14 protein-coding genes and 1 pseudogene are annotated in these 21,109 nt (G+C 43.6%); 3 read left to right on the forward strand and 12 right to left on the reverse strand.

Annotated features, from left to right (window positions below):
• The 5 genes and pseudogenes from LZG71_RS26280 to LZG71_RS26300 all read right to left on the reverse strand — a co-directional run.
• Positions 1-896, reverse strand: a pseudogene (locus tag LZG71_RS26280) (hypothetical protein); the annotation flags it as partial.
• Between the two features lie 77 nt (positions 897-973).
• Positions 974-4,033: a glycoside hydrolase family 3 N-terminal domain-containing protein gene (locus LZG71_RS26285; RefSeq protein ID WP_233825600.1), complete on the reverse strand. Its 3,060-nt coding sequence runs from the start codon at positions 4,031-4,033 to the stop codon at positions 974-976.
• 189 nt (positions 4,034-4,222) lie between these two features.
• Positions 4,223-4,930, reverse strand: coding sequence for an ATP-binding cassette domain-containing protein (locus LZG71_RS26290; protein WP_233825602.1), 708 nt, complete (start codon positions 4,928-4,930; stop codon positions 4,223-4,225).
• A gap of 34 nt (positions 4,931-4,964) precedes the next feature.
• Positions 4,965-6,080 (reverse strand): acyltransferase family protein, encoded by a 1,116-nt coding sequence (locus tag LZG71_RS26295; RefSeq protein WP_233825603.1) that lies wholly within the window; start codon positions 6,078-6,080, stop codon positions 4,965-4,967.
• A 219-nt stretch (positions 6,081-6,299) separates the two neighbouring features.
• Positions 6,300-7,445 (reverse strand): hypothetical protein, encoded by a 1,146-nt coding sequence (locus LZG71_RS26300; RefSeq protein WP_233825605.1) that lies wholly within the window; start codon positions 7,443-7,445, stop codon positions 6,300-6,302.
• A gap of 151 nt (positions 7,446-7,596) precedes the next feature.
• On the opposite strand from LZG71_RS26300, the gene LZG71_RS26305 reads away from it, so the two are divergent.
• On the forward strand, positions 7,597-8,001 hold the full coding sequence (locus LZG71_RS26305) for a hypothetical protein (protein WP_233825607.1): 405 nt from the start codon (positions 7,597-7,599) through the stop codon (positions 7,999-8,001).
• 68 nt (positions 8,002-8,069) lie between these two features.
• Here the strand turns inward: LZG71_RS26305 and LZG71_RS26310 are convergent, their stop codons facing one another.
• The 7 genes from LZG71_RS26310 to asnS all read right to left on the reverse strand — a co-directional run bounded on the left by LZG71_RS26310 (position 8,070) and on the right by asnS (position 19,909).
• Positions 8,070-11,534, reverse strand: a complete 3,465-nt coding sequence (locus LZG71_RS26310) for a M4 family metallopeptidase (RefSeq protein WP_233825609.1) — start codon at positions 11,532-11,534, stop codon at positions 8,070-8,072.
• Positions 11,535-11,617: 83 nt separating this feature from the next.
• The gene (locus LZG71_RS26315) at positions 11,618-12,064 is read right to left on the reverse strand and encodes a hypothetical protein (protein ID WP_233825611.1); all 447 of its coding nucleotides are present in this window, start codon (positions 12,062-12,064) and stop codon (positions 11,618-11,620) included.
• A gap of 86 nt (positions 12,065-12,150) precedes the next feature.
• Positions 12,151-13,833 (reverse strand): NuoM family protein, encoded by a 1,683-nt coding sequence (locus LZG71_RS26320; protein WP_233825612.1) that lies wholly within the window; start codon positions 13,831-13,833, stop codon positions 12,151-12,153.
• A gap of 63 nt (positions 13,834-13,896) precedes the next feature.
• Positions 13,897-15,852, reverse strand: a complete 1,956-nt coding sequence (gene nuoL / locus LZG71_RS26325; protein ID WP_233825614.1) for an NADH-quinone oxidoreductase subunit L — start codon at positions 15,850-15,852, stop codon at positions 13,897-13,899.
• 59 nt (positions 15,853-15,911) lie between these two features.
• Complete coding sequence (locus tag LZG71_RS26330) at positions 15,912-17,150, reverse strand: serine hydrolase (RefSeq protein ID WP_233825616.1); 1,239 nt, start codon at positions 17,148-17,150, stop codon at positions 15,912-15,914.
• Positions 17,151-17,254: 104 nt separating this feature from the next.
• Positions 17,255-18,382 (reverse strand): T9SS type A sorting domain-containing protein, encoded by a 1,128-nt coding sequence (locus LZG71_RS26335; RefSeq protein ID WP_233825618.1) that lies wholly within the window; start codon positions 18,380-18,382, stop codon positions 17,255-17,257.
• A 90-nt stretch (positions 18,383-18,472) separates the two neighbouring features.
• Positions 18,473-19,909, reverse strand: a complete 1,437-nt coding sequence (gene asnS, locus LZG71_RS26340) for an asparagine--tRNA ligase (RefSeq protein WP_233825620.1) — start codon at positions 19,907-19,909, stop codon at positions 18,473-18,475.
• Positions 19,910-20,126: 217 nt separating this feature from the next.
• Between asnS and LZG71_RS26345 the strand changes: the two genes are divergently transcribed.
• Both LZG71_RS26345 and LZG71_RS26350 read left to right on the forward strand, forming a co-directional pair.
• Positions 20,127-20,765, forward strand: coding sequence for a hypothetical protein (locus LZG71_RS26345; RefSeq protein WP_233825622.1), 639 nt, complete (start codon positions 20,127-20,129; stop codon positions 20,763-20,765).
• 92 nt (positions 20,766-20,857) lie between these two features.
• A partial coding sequence (locus LZG71_RS26350; RefSeq protein ID WP_233825624.1) for an enoyl-CoA hydratase-related protein occupies positions 20,858-21,109 on the forward strand: 252 nt, incomplete at its 3' end.

Raw genomic sequence — 21,109 nt, forward strand, 5'->3', positions numbered from 1 at the left:
GTTACAACAACTGGCGCAGGTGTCGCACACACGGCAGCAACATTAACTACAATTTCTGAACGAGGACTTTCACATGTTCCTATTGTTTGACTCACATAATATTTCTCCATTCCAGGAGTTGTCGTAGAAGGAACAGGCTTAGTTGTGGTCGAAGTGCCACCAGTTGCAGATGTACCATACCAATTTAGTGTAGCACCAGTCAAAGCAGTCGCCTGCAAGTTAGCTGTTTGCCCAACGGTATAATTCAATGGCGTTACAACAACTGGCGCAGCAGGTGTCGTACACGCAGCAGTAACATTAACTACAATTTCTGAACGAGGACTTTCACATGTTCCTATAGTTTGACTCACATAATATTTCTCTGTTCCGGGAGTTGCTGTAGAAGGAACAGGCTTAATTGCTGTTGAAGTACCACCAGTTGCAGATGTACCATACCAATTTAGTGTAGCACCAGTCAAAGCAGTCGCCTGCAAGTTAGCTGTTTGCCCAACAGTATAATTCAATGGCGTTACAACAACTGGTGCAGCAGGAATAGCATTTACAGTAAACGCTGCACTCTCTGTTCCTGTCACAGCAGGAGTTACAGAAATCACCCTGGCTTTGTATCCCGCCCCGCCTACCGCAGTAGATGGCACCAACACACTAATAGGGCTAGCAGTGCCAGTTGCAGTTGCTATCGGTGTAGTAAATACACCAGAAGCATTAGATATCTGTACAGTGTAAGAGGTTCCCGCAGGGATGGTCGCGGGTGTAAATGGCACTGAGATCGATTCCCCTGCACAAACGGCAGCCGGTGTAACAGCACCTGTAGTAATTGTTTGAGCAAATGAAGAAGCGGCTGCAAGAAGCGTAATAATGCAAGCGAGAAATCCTTTTTTAATAAATGTTCTTTTCATGTATTCGTCTAATATCTATTCCCTTACCTGTTCAACTGGTAAAGTTAGAGATATTTTTCTAATACATTCCCACTCGTTTAGTGAAGAACATTTTTCCTTTCGCGAAGCGATGTATACACCACGTCATGAATCCGCCGACGTGTGCGCTGCGTGGTAATCGCATTATTCTCCGCATCCGGATTCACACGGTTTGACAGGAAAATGAACAAGAGATCTTCATCCGGATCAACCCAAACCATTGTGCCAGTGAAACCTGTATGTCCGAAGGAATTGATAGAAGCCAATGGAGAAACATAGGAACTGTTGCCATTGGCAGGTATTTTGTCCCACCCCAGTCCACGGTGATGCGATTCATCATAAAGCCTTGAAAACAAGGGAACTGTTGCGGGTTGAAAATACTTTTTACCGGCATAACTTCCTTTCCAAAGATTCATTTGAAAAAGTACCGCAAGATCACGCGCTGTTCCGAAAAGTCCGGCATGCCCGGACACGCCCCCTACCTCAGCGGCCATCTGATCGTGAACGGTTCCTTGTAGAAGCTGGCCCCTGTACCGATAATCCTGCTCGGTAGGTGCTATTTGTTTTTCAGAAAAACGGCGTAAAGGATTAAAACCAAGATAAGTCAGACCAAGTGGTTCATAAATATTCGCATTAACAAAAATATCCAACGGCTGACCGCTTACTTTTTCAACGATTTTTTGCAAGGTCATGAAACCAAGATCGCTGTATAAGTAGCCGTATTTACCAACCTTGTCCTTCTTGTTATTCAGGGGCGATTTCACCACCCACTTCCATACCGAATCCCGCAAAGCACCTTTTGCAAACAACTTGGGCGCTACCTGCAAATAATAGGAACTATCGGCCTTGGAACTATAATATTGCGGTAACAACCCTCCGCCGCTCGTTTTGGTCCTATCCCACAGAGATGGGTAGAACGAAATCAGTCCTGATCTGTGCAAAAGCAAATCCCGAATCGTAAAGTTCTCCTTGTTCGTTGCAAGTAGTTCCGGCAGATAATGCGATGCACGTTCGTCCAGATCAATTTGCTGACGATCATACAAAAGCATAACAGACTGCAAAGTGGCAGACACTTTCGTCAGAGAAGCAAGATCATAAATCGTTTCCTGACTGACACGCTCGGGAAACCGGTAATTCAGCGCGCCAAATTGTTTATCATAGACAATTTTTCCTCTCCTGGCCACCAAAACCTGACAACCCGGAAAAACACGGTCCTGAACAGAAGCCGTTGCGATGTCGTCAATTTTCTTCAACATAACACCATCCATCCCAACGCTTTCTGGTGTTCCAAAGGCGATACGACTAATGGCCGAGGTTGTTACTCCTGTTCCCTCCTTATAAACGAGTACCGAAACCGGCAAACGTCCGCGGGAAGACAAAGCGCCAAAAATGATCTGAGGAACAATTTCTTGCTGGTCTTTTCCGTCCTGACTCGCGCAAATGACCACGTCAGTATCCGGGAAATACTGAATACTGTAAGGCGTACCAAACAGACACAATACAATCTTTTTACCCTGAGATTTAAGCTGCGTTACGAAATCGACCATTTCGGTGGTGACACCATAATAACGTTTCGGGTTTGACGATATCCCGTGAACACCTACGATGACCGTTTCATAGGGTTGCAAATACGTCAGCATTTCCGCGATCTGTTCTTTTGAAGACGATGCATCATAAAAATTATATGAACGCATAGGCTTATAGGTTGAGAGCATTTTTTGAAAAGCAACACTGCTACCTTCACCAATGCTCACAGAAGCTATTTTATTATCTGCGATGGTACCGAAAGGAAGCAAATCGTTGTCATTTTTCACAACCGTAACAGAAGCTTCGGAGAGTGCTCGGTAAAGCTGTTTGCTATTTTCGCTGTTCAGATCCGCGTACAGGTTATTGATGTCAACCGGTTTGAAATTGCTGAGTCCCGCCCAGTATTTAGCCTGAAGAATCCTTTTTACTTTATCATCAATGATTTTTTCGCTGATGACCCGCTTCGCTATTGCATCCTTGATTTTAGTAATCGTTTCGGCAACATTTTCAGGATATAACAATACATCATTCCCGGCGACAAGTGCCTTCATATTCACTTCTGCCGCCTTACCGGTTTTAAGCACACCACGCATGTTCATAGCATCAGTGAATACCAGTCCACGAAAACCAAGATCTTTACGAAGCAAACCATTGATCACTTTTTCCGATAAAGAGCTCGCAAGCTGCGGTGAATTGTCGAGCACAGGAACATGCAAATGTCCGCTCAAAACGCCCATAAGGCTATCGGCAATCATTTTACGGTATGGATAAAGATCCACTTCCGTAAGTTTTTCCATGGAATGAGTGAGCACGGGAAGCGTAAAATGTGAATCCGAATCGGTATCTCCGTGACCCGGAAAATGCTTTGCTGTGGCAATAACACGGTTGTGCTGTAAACCTTTCATGTAAGCAACAGCCTTCCGGGTTACATTTTCACGGTCTTCACCAAAAGAACGTATACCAATAACCGGGTTGTTGGAATTACTATTAATATCAGAAACGGGAGCAAAATTGATGTGAATACCTAAGCGGCTGCATTGTTTGGCAATATCCGCTCCCATCCGATAGATCAATTCGTCATTTTGTATGGATCCTAATACCATTTGTTTTGGAAACGATATGGTGCTGTCGAGCCTCATACCCAATCCCCATTCGCCGTCAATACCAATAAAAAGAGGAATTTTTGCTTTTGATTGATATCTGTTGGTCAGTTGCGCCTGACTTACCGGTCCACCCTGAAAAAATATAAGTCCTCCGATGTGGAAGTCGTTGATCAACCGGTCTACATAACGATAGTGCGATTCATCTCTGTTAGAAAAAGTAGCGATCATGAAAAGCTGGCCAATCTTTTCTTCCAGAGACATAGACTGAAGTGTACTGTCCACCCAGTGGTTTTCTGGTAGAACCAATACCGGATCTTGTCTCTTTTTAGGAGATTTTACTTCCGCAGGTTTTGTTTCAGGCGTAGCTACAAGATCCGTTTCGGTGCGCACAGCCATGAGCTTCCAGGCTACGGAAACGACAGAACTGAGTACAACAAGTAAGGCAATCACTACAACAACCCGAATACGGTTGGCAAACCAAATTTTCATATTAATAACACTGACTTTTAACCAGAAAACGACACATGTTCAACTTCACGCATTACCAGAGAGTTTTATCAAACGTTACAATAATAACAATTTTGAGGTCAAATAAATACAAAAATTTTAGGTTTTAAGGCAATTCTAATAAATTCCGTCAAACCATTTTTGTTACGACCTATTTGCCTGAAAGTCACTTTAATTCGTCAGCTTTCTGAATATATCTTCGAGTGAATCGCCTGTTTTTCTCAAATCTTGCAGCGAGCTGTCACTCACCACTTTGCCTTTGTTTATGATGATAACCCTGTCGCACAAAGCCTCCACTTCCTGCATGATGTGCGTAGAAAAAAGCACAGTTTTGTTTTTGCCCGCGGTACGTATCAAGTCTCTTATTTCAAGTATCTGATTGGGATCCAGACCGGTTGTCGGCTCATCGAGTATCAATACGGAAGGATTATGAAGAAAGGACTGGGCCAAACCTACCCGCTGACGATACCCTTTTGACAACTGACCTATTTTCTTATGCTTTTCGGCTTCCAGTCCACACATCACCACCATTTCATTCACACGCTGCTTCAATACCTCACCTCCCAATCCATACAACTTCCCGGAGAATTGGAGAAATTCTCTTACATACATATCCAGATACAAGGGATTGTGTTCGGGCAAATAACCTATTGCACGTCTGGCAGGCATGGGCTGTTCCAACACATCGAAATCTGCAACACTTGCCTTGCCTGAAGTTGGCTGAAGATATCCCGTCAGGATTTTCATTGTTGTTGACTTCCCTGCACCATTTGGCCCCAAAAATCCGACTATTTCTCCGGGTTTGAGATCGAAGGAAATACCATCAATAGCACGCTGTGCTCCGTAAATTTTTGAAAGGTTTGTAACCTGAATCGACATTAAACGAATGATTGAATGATAGAATAGCTTTAAGCTAAACTTTTAAAAATAATTTGTTTTTATACAAAAGATACATGAACGCCCATTGTACCCCAATAAACGCAATTACCTCACCAACAGCAGCAACAGGTTCGGGGAAGAAATGTAATATCCCGCCAAACAATGCATTGGCTGTATATCCAAAATTAATATAATCTCCGATCATATAGATCACAATCGAGTTCATTCCGATTACTACAAAGAAAAAAGTCCATTTACGGAAGTTCAACACATCGATGACCCAATAGAAAAGTGCCAGCAACAAAGTACTGAATCCTCCTGCGCACAACACGAACGAACTCGTCCAAAGATTCTTGTTGATCGGAAAGAAAACATCCCAAACCAAACACAGCAGCAAACTGACAATCCCGGCCGCAGCCAGGTAAACCACTTTGTTGTTCTTTGAAAGTTTTTCATCATTCATCCGTAATATTTCTCCGGCAAAAATCCCCATCAAACCAGTTGCAATGGCTGGAATGGTGGAAACCAGGCCTTCGGGATCATGAATCGTCTTATGAAGATGACCAGGAATAATCAGTCTGTCAAAATAACTGGCCGGGTTACATTCCATAGTGAGCAATCCTGCACCACATCCCGGAACCGGAAACCAGACCATGAATGCATAATAGCCAATGAGCAAGCCTCCGAACCATATCCAGCGTGCTTTTTGTCCGGTATAAAGATAAATGATCTGAGCAAACATACCCGCCAGACCAATACGGGCCAGCACGCTTGGGTAACGCATGTTCGCCCATTCCGTATGAAAAATCCCGTTGTTGTAAATGATGCCAAGCAGCACCAAAATCAGTCCTCGTTGAATTACCTTTCTGATCAACTCCGAAGGCGGTATTCCTTTTTCTAAACGGCTTCCCAGTGAGAATGGTGTTGACACACCAGCCATGAAAAGAAAAGTAGGAAAAATAAGATCATAAGCGCGGAAGCCGTGCCATTCGGGATGTGTGAACTGATGTGCCATAAAAATAGCCCAGGACCAACCGGTGACTTTCGCCAGAACTGCAAATATTTCTTCTCCTCCCGCAATCCAAAACATATCGAAACCACGAAGGGTATCCAGGGAGAGCAGCCTGTGCGAAGCAGATTTTTCTTTCATTTTGTTAAATAAAGGTATAGGACAATAAGATTGGGGTTTGTTGCTTGGTTGGCAAATAATATCAAATACAAGTACCGTAATCTTTGAAAGAAATACTATTGGCTGTAAGCCGCAAAAGTACATTTATTTGAATAAACATATAGATATCAGGCATAATGAAAAAATGCGGTACGCTGACAAAACAGAATACCGCATTGGATTATGGAATCGGCGTGGTTATTAATTAAGCGGTGGATTGTGTGTTGAATAAACCTGAATCTTCTCCATACGTTTCATCAGCTGCTCCGATCTCTCGATCAACTTTTCTCCGTCTTTGGTGTCATAATCATTAGCGATCAGGCCCTTGGCTTCAATAATTGCCTTACCGGGCTGGTCCAGGTAATAGAAAATATACCCCAGGTTATAAAATGCTGAATATCTGATCTTCTTATTCCGCTTGTCGTCAGATGTGTATTTTGTTTTTAAAGACTGAAAATAATCGATCAATGGTTCCAGATTCTTTTCCAGATTCTCTATTGGCTCATCTGCCTTCATGGTTTTAAAAAGTTCTTTCACAGCTTCTATCGCTTCCGACTGTAACTGGTACTCGGGATGCTCCTTTGAATTAATGATCCAAAGTGTTTCCCTGTCATTCACCGGGCGATAACCGTAGACATTGTTAAGCGTATTGTTGGTTTCCATCAGTGCATCGGCAACGAACTTTCTGATATTATCCGAGAAAATGGCGTCCTTATTGTTCCGAAAGTCGGATGACAAACCCGATGAAACCGTGCTTTCCGGCGATTTATATACATAGGTGAACGAGACATCAAACCGCTTTTTGCTTTTTCCGATTCCTTCATCCTGAGAATGGGTAATGTTTGCTTTCTCCAAAAAGCGGTTAGTCGCAACTTTTTGTTCCTTTTCTTTTTGCTTTGCCAATTGTTTTTCTGTCAAAACTTCTGGGGCAACCGGACCGACATATTCACAAAAACCTGCTCCGAAATACGTAGCCTCCGACCAGTAATAGGTAGTACGGCTTGTAACCTTTCCATCTTTATCCTTTTTCTCATCAATTCGGGATTTGATCTCCATCCCTGTGAACACAAAATCGTTCAGTGACAAAACGATGCCCACTGTTGGATTCAACTCTACTTTTTTCCAGCCGCTAAGCCATATCGCATCATAAACTTTGGCTTCATCGGCATAGGAACGCAGTGCATTACCAATGATCGGTTTTATCCCGTAAGTCCGTTCTTCAAATTTGACAGGTTCATTCGGAAGTTTCTGATAACTGACCGTAAATCCAAACTTATCCAAGTCAACTTTTTGAGCAAAACCAACCGTGGATAACAGCAATACGAGGAGGAGTAATCTGTGTTTCATTTATTTATCGTTTGTTGAAAATTTGGTGAAAGTATCTTTTTTTGAATTAATCATATACAGCTTCTTTCAAATTTAAAATACCGAATATATGCTTCCGCCACGGATCGTCGTTATTAGCATCAAATCATTTTATCCTAACAAATTGCCATCCATGAAAAAGATTTTGATGCTGTCCCTGATCGTTTCGGGACTTTGGATTTCCGGCTGTGCTACTTCCAATACTACGTCTTCCAGAGATGATTCGGAACGTTATGAAGAGCCGGTTGCGAACTCCAAACTGAATAACAAAAGACTCGAAAAAAACCTGGGTCGTTTTAGCGAGGAGCTCAACCTTTCAAAACGTCAGCAAAAGCAGCTCAAAAAAATTGATAAACGATATGCCCGACTGGACAGAAAACTTTCCCGCAATGAAAATTCAAAACGCAGAGATCACCGGGAACTGGCCAGCCAGAAACGCGAAGAAATTCTGGAAGTGCTGACCAGCGAACAACAACAGAAACTGGAATCGCTTGTTAAAAAAGGCCGTTTCAGTTTTGATCAGTGGTTTGGGAAATAACAAAAAGCTTACCTCTTCGATGGTCAGACCGCTTAATACTGACTATCGAAGAGATACAGCGATCTTTTTTATTCTTTCAAAATCTTGTATACCAAGTCAATTTTGTCATCTACAATTCGTAAAACATAAATTCCTGATGTCATGGAATGGGTAGGAATTACAAGTTTGCCTGCAACAATTGCAGCATCCTGAACTTCCCTCACTTTTCCGGAAATATCAACGAAAGATATCTGCTTCGGTACTTTTGTCCAATTGCCATTCAGAGATATTTCTGTTTTGGCAGGATTAGGATAAGGTGTCGAAATTGTACTGGCGACAGGTTCCGGTCCCAATACCAATTGAGCAAATATCTCCGATGCTGCACTCAAACAGCCGTCCGTTGTAACAGCTCGCACTTCATAAATTCCCGGCACCAGTACTTCCACCGCACCTGCTGTTTCCCTGTAAATCTCTACACCTTCTGAATACCAGATGTATTCATCTGCTCCTTGCGAACGTGCCTTGAAATTCATACCGTTTCTCTCAACCACAGGAAGGGTAGGATTCACACAAAAGGTACGGTCGATTGCACTGGCTGCATTAAATTCTCCGTTTCCAACCTGAGTTGCACGAATGGTTGCTTTTCCGGCTTTGCTAATGGTCACCTGATTTCCCTGAATGGCAATCCCTCCCGAAACGCGTTCAAACCCAACCGCCAAACCTGACGATGAGGTTGCGGTCAAAGCAAATGCGGCGCCTCCTAAAGTCCGCTCACCAAGCTGATCAAAACGAACAGTTTGTGATTTTTTGGTAGTTTCCCTTGAACCCTGTCCATACCACACAGCTAGCTTTCCTTCTTCTATCAGGATTTTAGCCTGCCCCGATGCCGAAATATGATCCGCAGCCAGATTGATAATTCCAACATGCTCGGTTCCATTGGCTTCTGTATTGAAAATCATCTGATCGTCCTTTCTCGAAAAGTCAGGAAAGCCCAGGGTATTATTTGCATAAATCGTCTTGATATTACCATTGTTGATATCCACGCCGAGTACTTCATATACTTCCTCAGGTTCGTACAGGTAATCAAAACTGATGATGTTCGGACTGTTTTTGGAAAAAGCGGGATTCCCTATGTTTTCACCCTTTTCAAGGTTTGTGAACAATTTCTGAATAGTACCATCACCAAAATTGTTGGCCTTGTTGTCCCAAACTTTCAGGAAACCTACATCCCAATATTCATATTTATCACCATTAGCGGCAGACAAAGAATTATTGGCATCATAAACCAGATTTTCTCCTTCCGGATCCCATACAATCGCATCGGCATAATTCACATCGCCGGTTGTTACCCCGTCTGAATACGTCGGATTGTACAGCGGATATTTCATCCATTTATCTTGTTCAAAGCTATATACGTACACACTTTTGTCCTGATTAACTGTAAGTGCAGCCAGCTTTTTTCCATCTCTCGAAACCGCTACGTTATCCCATCTTGCATCATTGAAAACCACATATTCCTGAGTAGCCCCTGTAAGCGTAATGGCGCGAATTTTCAGGTCGTTTGATACGAAATAGGCAGTCTGTCCATTATCCGTTACACTGGGTTTATGTGCAGAGCCTGCTGTTGACCTTCTTTTTACATCTGTTACCGATGGATTTGTCTGATACAATACGTCATCATCCGAACCTAAAACCAGAATGCCGTCTGTTCCATTATTGACTGGCAAATCGGTAGGTGTCTCTGGATTTGGCGTTCCACCAGCAATACCGACAGCATCAAAAGCATCATTCACAGTTTTCACTTCACTGGATCCAGCCTGATACAAATCGGTTGCGGACTGAACCACGGCAAGTCTTAAATCTACAAACTGAGATTTTCTGGTCAGGTATTGCGTGAGCGCACGGTAATAAATCAGCTCCGATTTTTCTCTTCCGATTTTAGAAGCAATCAGATAAAAAGCATAATTCGGAATACCGCTGTTGATGTGCACACCCCCGTTATCCTGAGATGTGTTGACATACTGAGACATTGTTTTCGGCTGATAACCACGTTGCCCGCTACCTCCCTGATTGGGATTGGACATGCTCCTTAAAGCACCGGATGTGAACACCTGGGTTTTTACCACGTCTTCACCAATCGTCCAGTCGTCCCGATCGATTAAAACCGCAAAAACATCCGCCATGGATTCATTAATTGCACCCGACTGACCCTGATAATCCAGATTGGCCGAATTCTGAATTACACCATGTGTCATTTCGTGACCAGCGACATCAAGCCCGCCTGCAAGAGGTTTAAAACCTGTGCGTCCATTGCCGTAACCCATAAACTGGCCGTTCCAAAACGCATTGTCCATTCCTTTGCCATCTTCCTCATCCGCGATATTGATTACCGAAATGATCGTTCCTCCTCTGCCATTCAGAGAATTTCTACGGAAGGTTTTAAGAAAATAGTCATAAGCCAGACCGGCATTGCGATGTGCTGATACCGCCGTTGGATTCCAGCTATTTCTGTTGGAACTGGTGATGTGGCTCACTTCCATTCCTTCACCGTAGGTTTCCGCAGCATCAATTGTCCAGATTCCGCCAACCGCATCATTCGGCATTTTGGATGAAGTTGCATTAAACATGGGTTTGGAAGCATCAATCATGAAAAACGTATTTCCCATTTGATAAGAACCGAAAGTTCTTTCCACATTGCCTAGGTCACGACTGGTGGAAGTTACAGGGCCGTCAACTCCGCAGGTATGGTTGTATTTGCCAAGAATTTCACCATTCTGAGCATCCACAAAATATTCCCAGCGTTCAATAAGATTGGGATGTATCGTGACATGCCAGGTAAGCCGGGCATTGTTGGCATCCTCTTCCGGGTGGTAAATTACCAGCTCATGTGACGCCTGGGAAAAACGCTTCGTTAAATCATGCTTAGGTTTGTTGATAATGGCCTCGGTTCCTACATTCAGAAAAGCAAGTTGTTCTGCTTTTTCCTTTGTGATCTGAGCGACAACATTGAGATTTCTTTCCGGGAAATACCGCCCGTTCATCAACCTCAGTGTGTCTTTTATAGAATGCAAAATAATTTCTCCTCCATAAACAGGAATGTTTTTATAAACCTGCCGCATACGGATGTGCGTCTGGTTTTGACTGTCTGTTTCAGTGGAAGTGATTTCGAAACTTTCGGAGGGCTTAGATAGTGCCAGATCCGATTTTACCTGATTCAAAAAATCATAGGCAACCTGTCCGGCATTAACTCTCCCGTTGGCAACACCGGAAAGCGCTTTCCCAGTCTTGTTTTCGAGCCAGATTACCTGCCCTGTTTTATCCCGGATGACATTCGCTCTGAGTTTGCCACCTCGTACATCTTTGAATAGTTGAACCGGCGCAGCCATTCGCCCATTCTCTGATGATTTCGGGATAGAAATTTCTTCGAATGAGAAAGAGGGTTTTGCCAAAACATTGACTCCTTTTTTCTTTTTATCAAAACCTTTCTGCGCAAACAATACAGGTATTGAACTGCAAACAAAAAGGATAACAAGTATAGGTATACGTTTTTTCATAGCTGTTTATATTTCTGAAGTGGTTCTAAAATTATTTAAACGTCACAAACAATCCTCTGGTCACTTACTAAGCGGTAATGAATTTAATTTTGGGGTTTATCATAAATCCAATAATCAGAAAATCGCTCGTAGAATTGAGTAATTCTATGGTCTATTTCACGATTTTGAGAAGACCAAACCACCCTGTTTTCTAATGTGTCTTTCTTGAAAACAACAAACTTGTACGTATTGCCTGGCACATTAAATGAAGTATGTATTTGTGACAGGCTATCGAATTCAGCAATCCATTTTCCGGAACGCTTTTTTGTTTTCGATTTCAAAAGTTTGAACGGCTCGTTGAGCAGAGCGCGGTGATAGAGCTGGCCATTTTCCAGGAGCCTGTATTCTTCCTCTGTTCCTGCAAAACCTCCTCCATGTCCCAGAATAACTGTATTTCCAGTATAATGAAGCGGATCAACCGGCTTGCGCGTAATACAGGACTGGTGAATTACTGCCAGCAAAAGGTAGTATTTTAACGTCGAGAACGTCATTGTTTCAATTGATTTTAGTGTGCAAGCAACAAATATGAATAATTAAATTCTATTCTGAAACACACCAATCAATCTGTCAGCAAGTCTTACTTCAAGCCTTCGATCCATGCGGCCACGGTAGGGCCAGTTATATCAAATACCAAACCAGGTAATATTCCCAGAAGTAAAGCCAACAGGGCCAACGGAACCAACAATGCCGTTTCCCGGGTGGTTAAGTCCGTCAGCACATGTGTAGTGCTGTGCGAAGAATTATCATTTTTATACCAAAATGAACCGAAGAACATGCGTTGGTAAGTCCAGAGGAAATAAGCTGCTGCCAAAACAATTCCTAATGTAGATAGTGCCGGAATCCATACGGGCATATTTTCTGACTGGAATGCACCCATCAGCGTAAAAAGCTCTCCTACAAAACCTGAGAAACCGGGAAGTCCGAGTGACGCAAAAAACGCAATACCGGTGAGTACCGTGTACTTCGGCATCATATGTATCAATCCTCTGTAATTTTCAATCTTACGGTCGTGCGTACGGTCATAAACCACACCTGCCAGTAAAAACAGCATGGCAGAAAGAACACCGTGGCTCACCATTTGATAAATGGCTCCGTTGATACCCTCAGCAGTAAACGCTGCAATTCCAAGTAACACAAAACCCATGTGAGAAACCGACGAATAGGCGATCATTTTCTTAAGATCACTTTGCCCCAGGGCATTGAAACCACCATAAACAATGGATATCATCCCAAGTACGGCCAGCGGAACGGTACTGTATTCCGCTTCCACAGGAAAGAATCCATCCACAATCCGGATAAACCCATAACCTCCGATCTTTAAAAGTATACCGGCCAACACCACGGAAATAGGCGTTGGTGCTTCCACGTGCGCATCAGGCAACCAGGTGTGAACAGGAACTACCGGCAATTTGACTGCAAACCCAACGAACAGAAACCAGAATGCCAGCAGGCGAACTGGAATATCCAATATATAAAAGTCAGAAACGATGCTTAAAATGGAGCCTGGAATATAGTTTCCGGCATCAGCCAGATAAGCGAAACGGAAGGTATGCACCAATTGTTCCGGCGCTATTTTTCCTTCGACCAGCCATTGCTGCAATTGAATAATGATATCCTTTGTTGCGATGTCTTCCAGCCCCAGTACACCCACAGCCCGTGCCGTTTCAACCGGATCAATAGCAGAAAGATAGAGCGCGATCATCACGATCAGGATTAACAGCGATCCGAAAAATGTGTAAATGAAAAATTTGAGTGCCGCATATTCTCGTCTTGGCCCTCCCCACAATCCAATGAGAAAGTACATGGGAAGCAGCATAAACTCAAAAAACAGGTAAAAAAGGAAAAAATCCTGCGCGAGAAAACAGCCTATTACACTGCCACTAAGCAATAAGTAAAGCGAAAAATATCCTCTTGTTCGTTTCTCAATATTCCATGAGCTAATGAGCCCAACAAATAAAACCAGTACGGCCAAGAGTATCAGTGGAAAACTAATACCATCAATAGCCAGCGCATAATCAATAGAAACCACACCAAGCGAGCCTATTGGCAGTGTAATCCAGTCGACTGCCTCGCTCAGCTGAAATCCGGACTGACTATGATCAAAAACGGCATACATGGTAACTGCTGCCAAAAATTCCAGGATCATGGTCACCAATGCAATCATTCTGAAATTTTGAGCGCGGTTGTCGGGCCAGGCGGCAATGGCAAGTGCGCCTAGTAATGGAATGGCTATGAGCAGTGTCAGTATATGATCAATCATTATCGGAACAGTTGGCAGCTGCCTGCAGCACACCGGTTTTATAATTTATACGAATATATCATTTCAAAAGGTGACCAGCCACAGAATCAGTAAAAGAACTCCTGTGATGGTTACAAGCAAATAGGACTGAATTTTACCGTTCTGCAAATTGCGGACCGACTGCCCTGCCGAACGGATCGAAAAGACGGTTAGTTTTACACCTCCGTCTACAATGTTTCTATCACTCCAGCTCAGCACATGCGCGAGAACTACACTGCCTTTGGCAACAAATTCAACGAATGCATCGATAGACCGCTTTTCAATCTTTTTGCACAGTTCAGCTATAAATGCAAACGGAACCAGAAAGTATTTCTCGTTGGAGTAGTCAAGCAGGAAAGAGAATGAAGGTTTAGCCCATGTTTGTTTCTCAGAAACAATATGAAAAGGATTGCCCGCTTTCGATTCCCTGTATGCAAGAAAAATAGAAACGAGCGTCACCACTGTTGCAGCAATGGGAACCCAGCTCAAATGAGACGGCTCGATCACACCAATAAATGACATAAACCATCCCGAACCTGCATCAAACGGATTCCACGAAAACCAGGTAAATATTGACAAGGCAGAAAGCAATAACATCGGACCGAACATAATTGCCGGTGACTCGTGCGGATGTACGTGATGGGAAATATGATAGCGTTTCTCACCAAAGAAAACCAGCCAAAGTTGTCTTGTCATGTAATAGGCAGTAAGCCCGGCAGACAGCATAATCACAACCGGAAAAATATATCCCACAGCACCATACTTTCCTGCCCACAAAAAGCCCTCGGTAATGATGGCATCTTTGGAAAGAAATCCTGAAAAGAATGGCAAACCTGCAAGTGCTGACGCGCAGATGAGGAAACAGATAAAAGTTACAGGCAATGCCTTCCGCAGCCCACCCATATTCCGCATATCCTGTGGATCGAACTGATCATCGGCTTCGGAAGGTGTAACGGCATGAATGACCGATCCGGCCGAAAGGAAAAGCCCTGCTTTAAAAAAAGCGTGCGTGGTAAGATGGAAAAACGCAGTTTGCCAGCTTCCCAATCCCACGGCCATCACCATCAGTCCTAATTGTGACATGGTGGAATATGCCAACACACGTTTGATATCCCAGACGCTGGTTGCTTTTATGGCACCAATCACCATGGTAATCATCCCGATCATTGCTATAACCAATCTTGCATCAAAAGTGAGCAGGAAGGATATTCTTGCCAATAAAAAAATACCTGCTGCTACCATTGTCGCGGCGTGAATGAGTGCGGAAACGGGCGTTGGTCCCTCCATGGCATCGGGCAACCAGCCCGACAACGGAAACTGAGCCGATTTTCCCATACATCCACCAAAAAGACACAGACCAATTGCAGTGAGTATTCCGGGACTAATGCTGTCGACAGAGATGGAAAGCACCTCAAAGTCGGTAGAACCAATATAGTAAAACAGCATTAAAATACCCGTTAGAAATGCCGCATCCCCGATCCGGTTGAGTACAAACGCTTTTTGAGCAGCCCATACCGGACGTGGTTTATGATACCAAAAACCGATCAGAAGATAAGATGAAAGCCCTACCAGTTCCCAGAAAATGTACATTACCAGCAAACTGCCGGAAAGCACAATGCCGATCATGGAAAAAAGGAAAAGCTGAATGAAAGCAAAGTATCTGTTCAGGTTGCGATCGTGGTGCAGGTAAGAAACCGAATAAAGCTGCACAAGAAGGGCTACAAAATGAACCACTACCAGCATAATGCAGCTGAGGGTATCAAACCGGAAGGCGATTTCTATGGGAAAAGAGCCGATCACCAGCCAGTCAAACCGGACGGTATGAAGCACATCAGGTTCTGCAAAAAAAATACTGATGCCTAATCCTGCTGCTGTTACCAGGGCTCCGGCGTAACCTGCGATTTTGTTTAACCCTTTACCTCCCAGCCAGAAAATAAGAAATGCCGCAAAGGGCAATCCTAAAAGTAATGAGACAGGCAAAAGGTACGCAGCGTCCGGCATAGGGTAAATATTCGTTATTGGGGCAAATATCCAGAATTCGTTGCCGAATTCAAACTAAGCTAAATTTCATTCTCAATGTTGACTGCCTTATCATTTCCATGAATCACCTTCAACACTTCTTTAAGATCATAGGTGGAACGGTTGTAGGAATTACCCAAAACGATAATGACCGCTTCATCTTCGGGAGAAACCCATAACATGGTATTGTAACCTTTCCACCACCCTCCGTGGTAAATAAACTGAGGCGTGTTATCTTCTTTGGTGTGCATGCGGAAACCGTACCCGTAATTTCTGATCCCGGCCCGTTCGAAGCTACGGGGTTTGAACGCCTCGTCAAGTAGTTTTTTATCAAGAAGCAGACCTTGCATCAGTCCATTGTAAAACCTGTAAATATCTGCGGTGGTAGAATACAATCCTTTGTCGCCCACTACATCGTCGTAATAATCTTTTTCCAGACGTCTGCCATATTGGTGTCCCACAGTCCGGTTTTTTGTTGCAACAACAGTTGTATCTGTTATCAGAAAGGTTTCTGACATTCCCAAAGGTGCAAAAATCTGATTGTGAAGATATTGACCAAAACCTTCGCCCGTTACTTTTTCCACAATGCCTGCCAGTACGCAGTAATTGGTATTGCAATAGTTGAACGAACGCCCTGGTATATTGTACCGCTGAGGCGTGGGTATCACCTTGGCATACCAGTCGATTACTTCCAGATTTGAAGGGTATTTCTTGCCATGCCGTACGCTGTCGGGAAATGAGTAGATGTAGTTAGGAAGTCCGCTGCGATGGCTCAAAAGCATATCTACCTTCACACCATGATAAGGAAATTCCGGAAAGAACCTTTGCACTGAATCATCCAGGCTGACCCTGCCTTCCTGAACAAGTTTCAAAATGGCTATTGCTGTAAATGGCTTTGACAACGATGCCAACTGAAATCTGGACTGACTTGTGAGCGAATCCTTTTCTTTCAGATGTGCGAATCCAAAAGAGTTCTGATATAAAATCTGCCCTTTCTGAACAATCAGCACATTTCCATTGAACCCGGCGTTCTTCTTCCTGCGAAAAATATCAGCTATTTCTTCAATCTTCTTGGCTGTGGCGGCGTCCGGATTTTTAATTACAACAGGATCCAGTTTCGCCGTCTCAGTGCGGTTTATTTCTACCAGTTCAGCTTTGGAATGTCCTCTCCGCACCAATCCCCACGAAACCAACAGCACGATCACTATGGCACCGATCGCCATCCAGACTTTCGGTTGTATTTGCCTCAATAAAGCCTTCAGGCCACTAAATTTTCCCAACGTTTTAAAACTTGTATTTCCCCTCTATGATCACAACTGCTTCAAACCCGGGCTTCACAATAGGAATCCTGGTTTAAAGTATTACAAATTAAGCTATCAAAACTTTACGGAACTAATACTTTAACGTGTTGTTTTCTTCCGTTTTGCAGGATGGTAAGTACGTATATTCCTGACACAAGGCGGTGATGGGGGAACATGCTGATGTAGTTGATCTCAGAATGGATGAACTGAACAGGGATTTTACGACCGAAAATATCCCATAAAGTAATTTCTGTTAAACCTGAAAAATGATTTTGTATCCGGATTACCTCCGGGGAAGCAGGATTGGGCGTTACAATCAACTCAGCCATTGCATCCGCAAAAAACACATCCCTCACTTGTGAATAGGTGTAGCTACCATCCTGATCAACCATTTTTACACGGTAATAGCTAGCTCCCGGCTGCGGTTCGGGATCAATTAGAGCATATTGCTGCCGGGATTCCGACTCTCCCGTCACGGACACCTTTCCAATTTCGTCAAAATCAACCATGTCAACGCTACGCTCAATGACAAACTCCTTACTATTTTTCTCCCAGGCTGTTTCCCATGCAAGGTGTACCTGCTTTTCCAATAGCCGGGCATCAAATCTTGTAAAATTCACAGGCAGTATGATGCTGTTCACAGTCCCGTTGACCACGATCTGATCAAAATACATCACGCCAAGATAGCTATCCGCATTGCGGGCATAGATACGAAATGTAATGCCATTGGACAGATTGGAATGAGAAAACGGGGCATTGATATTGTAAAACGTACCATCGGCTGACAGGTAAAATGAAGTCAGGTCAGAACCAAAGCCATCCAGCGAACTCCTGAGTGAAACATCTTTGGGACCAATTGCCGACCTTCTTACTCTGAAAGAAACTGAAGAGATATCGTATTCATAGGTATTTACAGAAAACGAAAATTCCAGATATTTTTCAACACCCGTAGTGTGCCAGTAGGTGGTGCCATAAGCATAATCTCCTCCACCGAGTGAATAATACATGATCGTGGGCAAACCGTGAGGATGCGCTCCATGCAAAGCAGCGTCGGAAGGGACGAAATTGGTATTGGAAGAAGCACCGCTCAGGGTTGAATTCATTCCCCATACGATCTGAAAAGCCTGACCTCTGGCTTGAAAAACAAAAAACAGGATCACTGATAACATCAGAAGAATCCTGCTTTTTGAGCTTTGGTAGTGTTCTATCATGGTGTTTGCTTTTAAAACATTAAAAACCTCACAACCTATTCACTACCTTAATACGCAGATGACTATATAAAGTAACCTGCTCAATATCAATTAAAATTCAGCACTTTTCGGGTAACGCGGGAAAGGTATCACGTCACGAATATTGCTCATTCCAGTTACGAAAAGCACCAGCCTCTCGAAGCCCAAACCAAAGCCGGAGTGTGGCGCTGTTCCGAACTTACGCGTTTCCAGATACCACCAGATTGTTTCCGGATCAATACCCACTTCTTTCACACGTTCAAGCAATTTTTCGTAGTTATCTTCACGCTGACTTCCACCGATAATTTCTCCGATCCCAGGGAAAAGTACATCCATGGCACGTACCGTTTTACCATCTTCGTCCAGTTTCATATAGAACGATTTGATCTCACGTGGATAGTTGGTCAGGATCACCGGTTTTTTGAAATGTTTTTCAACCAGATAGCGTTCGTGCTCGCTGCTCAGGTCAATTCCCCAGCCAACAGGGTACTGGAATTTTTTCTCTTTATGAGGTTTAGACTGAAGTAAAATTTCAATCGCCTCCGTGTAAGTAAGTCTTTCGAAAGGATTGTCGACCACGAAACGCAGTTTTTCCAGCAATGGAATCGAACGTTCGTTCTGTGGTTTGCTTTTCTCTTCTTCGGTCAATCGGTTCTGAAGGAAATTCAGATCGTCCTGGCAGTTTTCAAGCGCGTAGGTAATCACCGTTTTTACAAAATCCTCGGCAAGTTCCATGTTGTCTTCCAACTCAAAAAACGCCATTTCAGGCTCAATCATCCAGAATTCAGCAAGGTGACGAGTTGTGTTGGAATTTTCAGCACGGAAAGTCGGGCCAAAGGTGTATATCTTGGAAAGTGCCATTGCACCCAACTCGCCTTCCAACTGACCCGAAACAGTCAGGTTTGCTTCACGGCCAAAGAAATCCTCTTTGTAGTTAATTGCACCTTCCTCTGTTCTTGGCAGTTTGTCAAGGTCAAGTGTGGTCACTTTGAACATCTCACCTGCACCTTCTGCGTCGGAAGCGGTGATGATTGGTGTATGCAGGTAGAAAAATCCTTTATCATGGAAATATTTATTGATAGCAAACGCCAGTGTGTGGCGAATACGCAATATTGCACTGAACGTATTTGTACGTGGGCGCAAATGCGCGATTTCACGTAAAAATTCCAGCGAATGTTTTTTAGGCTGCAACGGATAAACTTCCGGATCTGCTGTTCCATACACATGTATATCGTCGATCTGCACTTCCGCAGATTGACCGGCACCCATAGATTCTACCAGCTTTCCGGTGATTTTCAAACAGGAACCCGTTGTAACAGTAAGCAGCAATTCAGCGGAAAACTGACCTGGCTGCGCAACAGCCTGTATATTATTAATGGTTGATCCGTCATTCAACGCTATGAAAATAGCATTTTTACTTTCACGTTTTGTTCTTACCCAGCCTTTAAGAGTAACGGATTGTGATTCCGGAGCTTGCAGCAATAAATCTTTGATCTGTAACGGTCCCATTGTTTTATTATATATCTGTATGCATTAACCTGGCCCGGCGTTATAAATAGCACTGAGTCAGTCACTTGTTAACAAGTGATTTAATTTCGCGCAAAAATACAAATTAGACCCCGAAAACTATCGTGAAACCTGAACTTACTTTTCTACGTTTGTAACCCATAGATATGTTTACCAAAAGATTAATTTTGTTTTCAACATTCGATAAAGACCTATTGTTTTGACTAACCGTATCGCGACATTCCTGTCAGTAGTTTTCCACCCTCTGATCATCACGACTTATCTTTTTGGGCTGCTGTTTATCCTCACGCCTGATCTTGTGGGCGTAAGCGCACTGGAATTGCCAGCTGTCGGGAGTCTGCTTTTGCTTATTTTCCTGAACACATTCATAGCTCCTTCGGTGATTATCTATTATTTCCACCGTTTTGGGCTGGTTAGTTCATTACATGTGGATAACCTACGAGAAAGACGTCTTCCTTATCTGGTCAGTATCATTATATATGGTTTTGCAGCTTATTTGTTTGGCTGGAAATTGCAGCCCATCGGTGAGCTTGCTCCGCAGATTTCCATCATATTGGCAGGCATAACCGTCTCCCTTATTTTTGTAGCGATGGTGAGCCTTTTCTGGAAAATAAGCGCCCATGCCACCGGAATTGGCGGCGCAATTGGCATACTGACTTCACTGCTGATGCGGTTTGATGAAACCACACTTTTTGTTCCATTGCTGCTTACTATTGTGATGGGGGGCTTTTTAATGAGTGCACGACTTCAACTCAATGCCCATACCTGGGGACAAATTGCAGCGGGAGTTCTGGGCGGAATAACCGTTGGAACCGGTACCGTGTTCCTGTTTCTGTAAGTTGCCCACTTTTTGAATTGCGTTTGAATCAGTACATTTAGAATCCAATCAGGCAGCTGACTGGATCATGTTCCATTCACTTCTCAATCAACATGTACCAATCCATTATTTTCGACAATACCGATGGTGTCGCACGCATTACGCTGAACAGGCCACAGGTACATCATGCCCTAAATCCTGAAATTTTGGTGGAATTACTGGATGCCATCAAAGCAGCAGAAGCAGATGAGACCGTCAGAGTGATTGTATTGAGCGCATCCGGCGACAAGGCTTTTTGCTCGGGTGCAGATTTAAAAGCAGCAACCGGAACCGGGAAAAGCGTGGGTGAGTTGTTGAAAACTTAT

The sequence above is a fragment of the Dyadobacter sp. CY312 genome (genome assembly GCF_021390535.1).
Lineage (GTDB): Bacteria > Bacteroidota > Bacteroidia > Cytophagales > Spirosomataceae > Dyadobacter.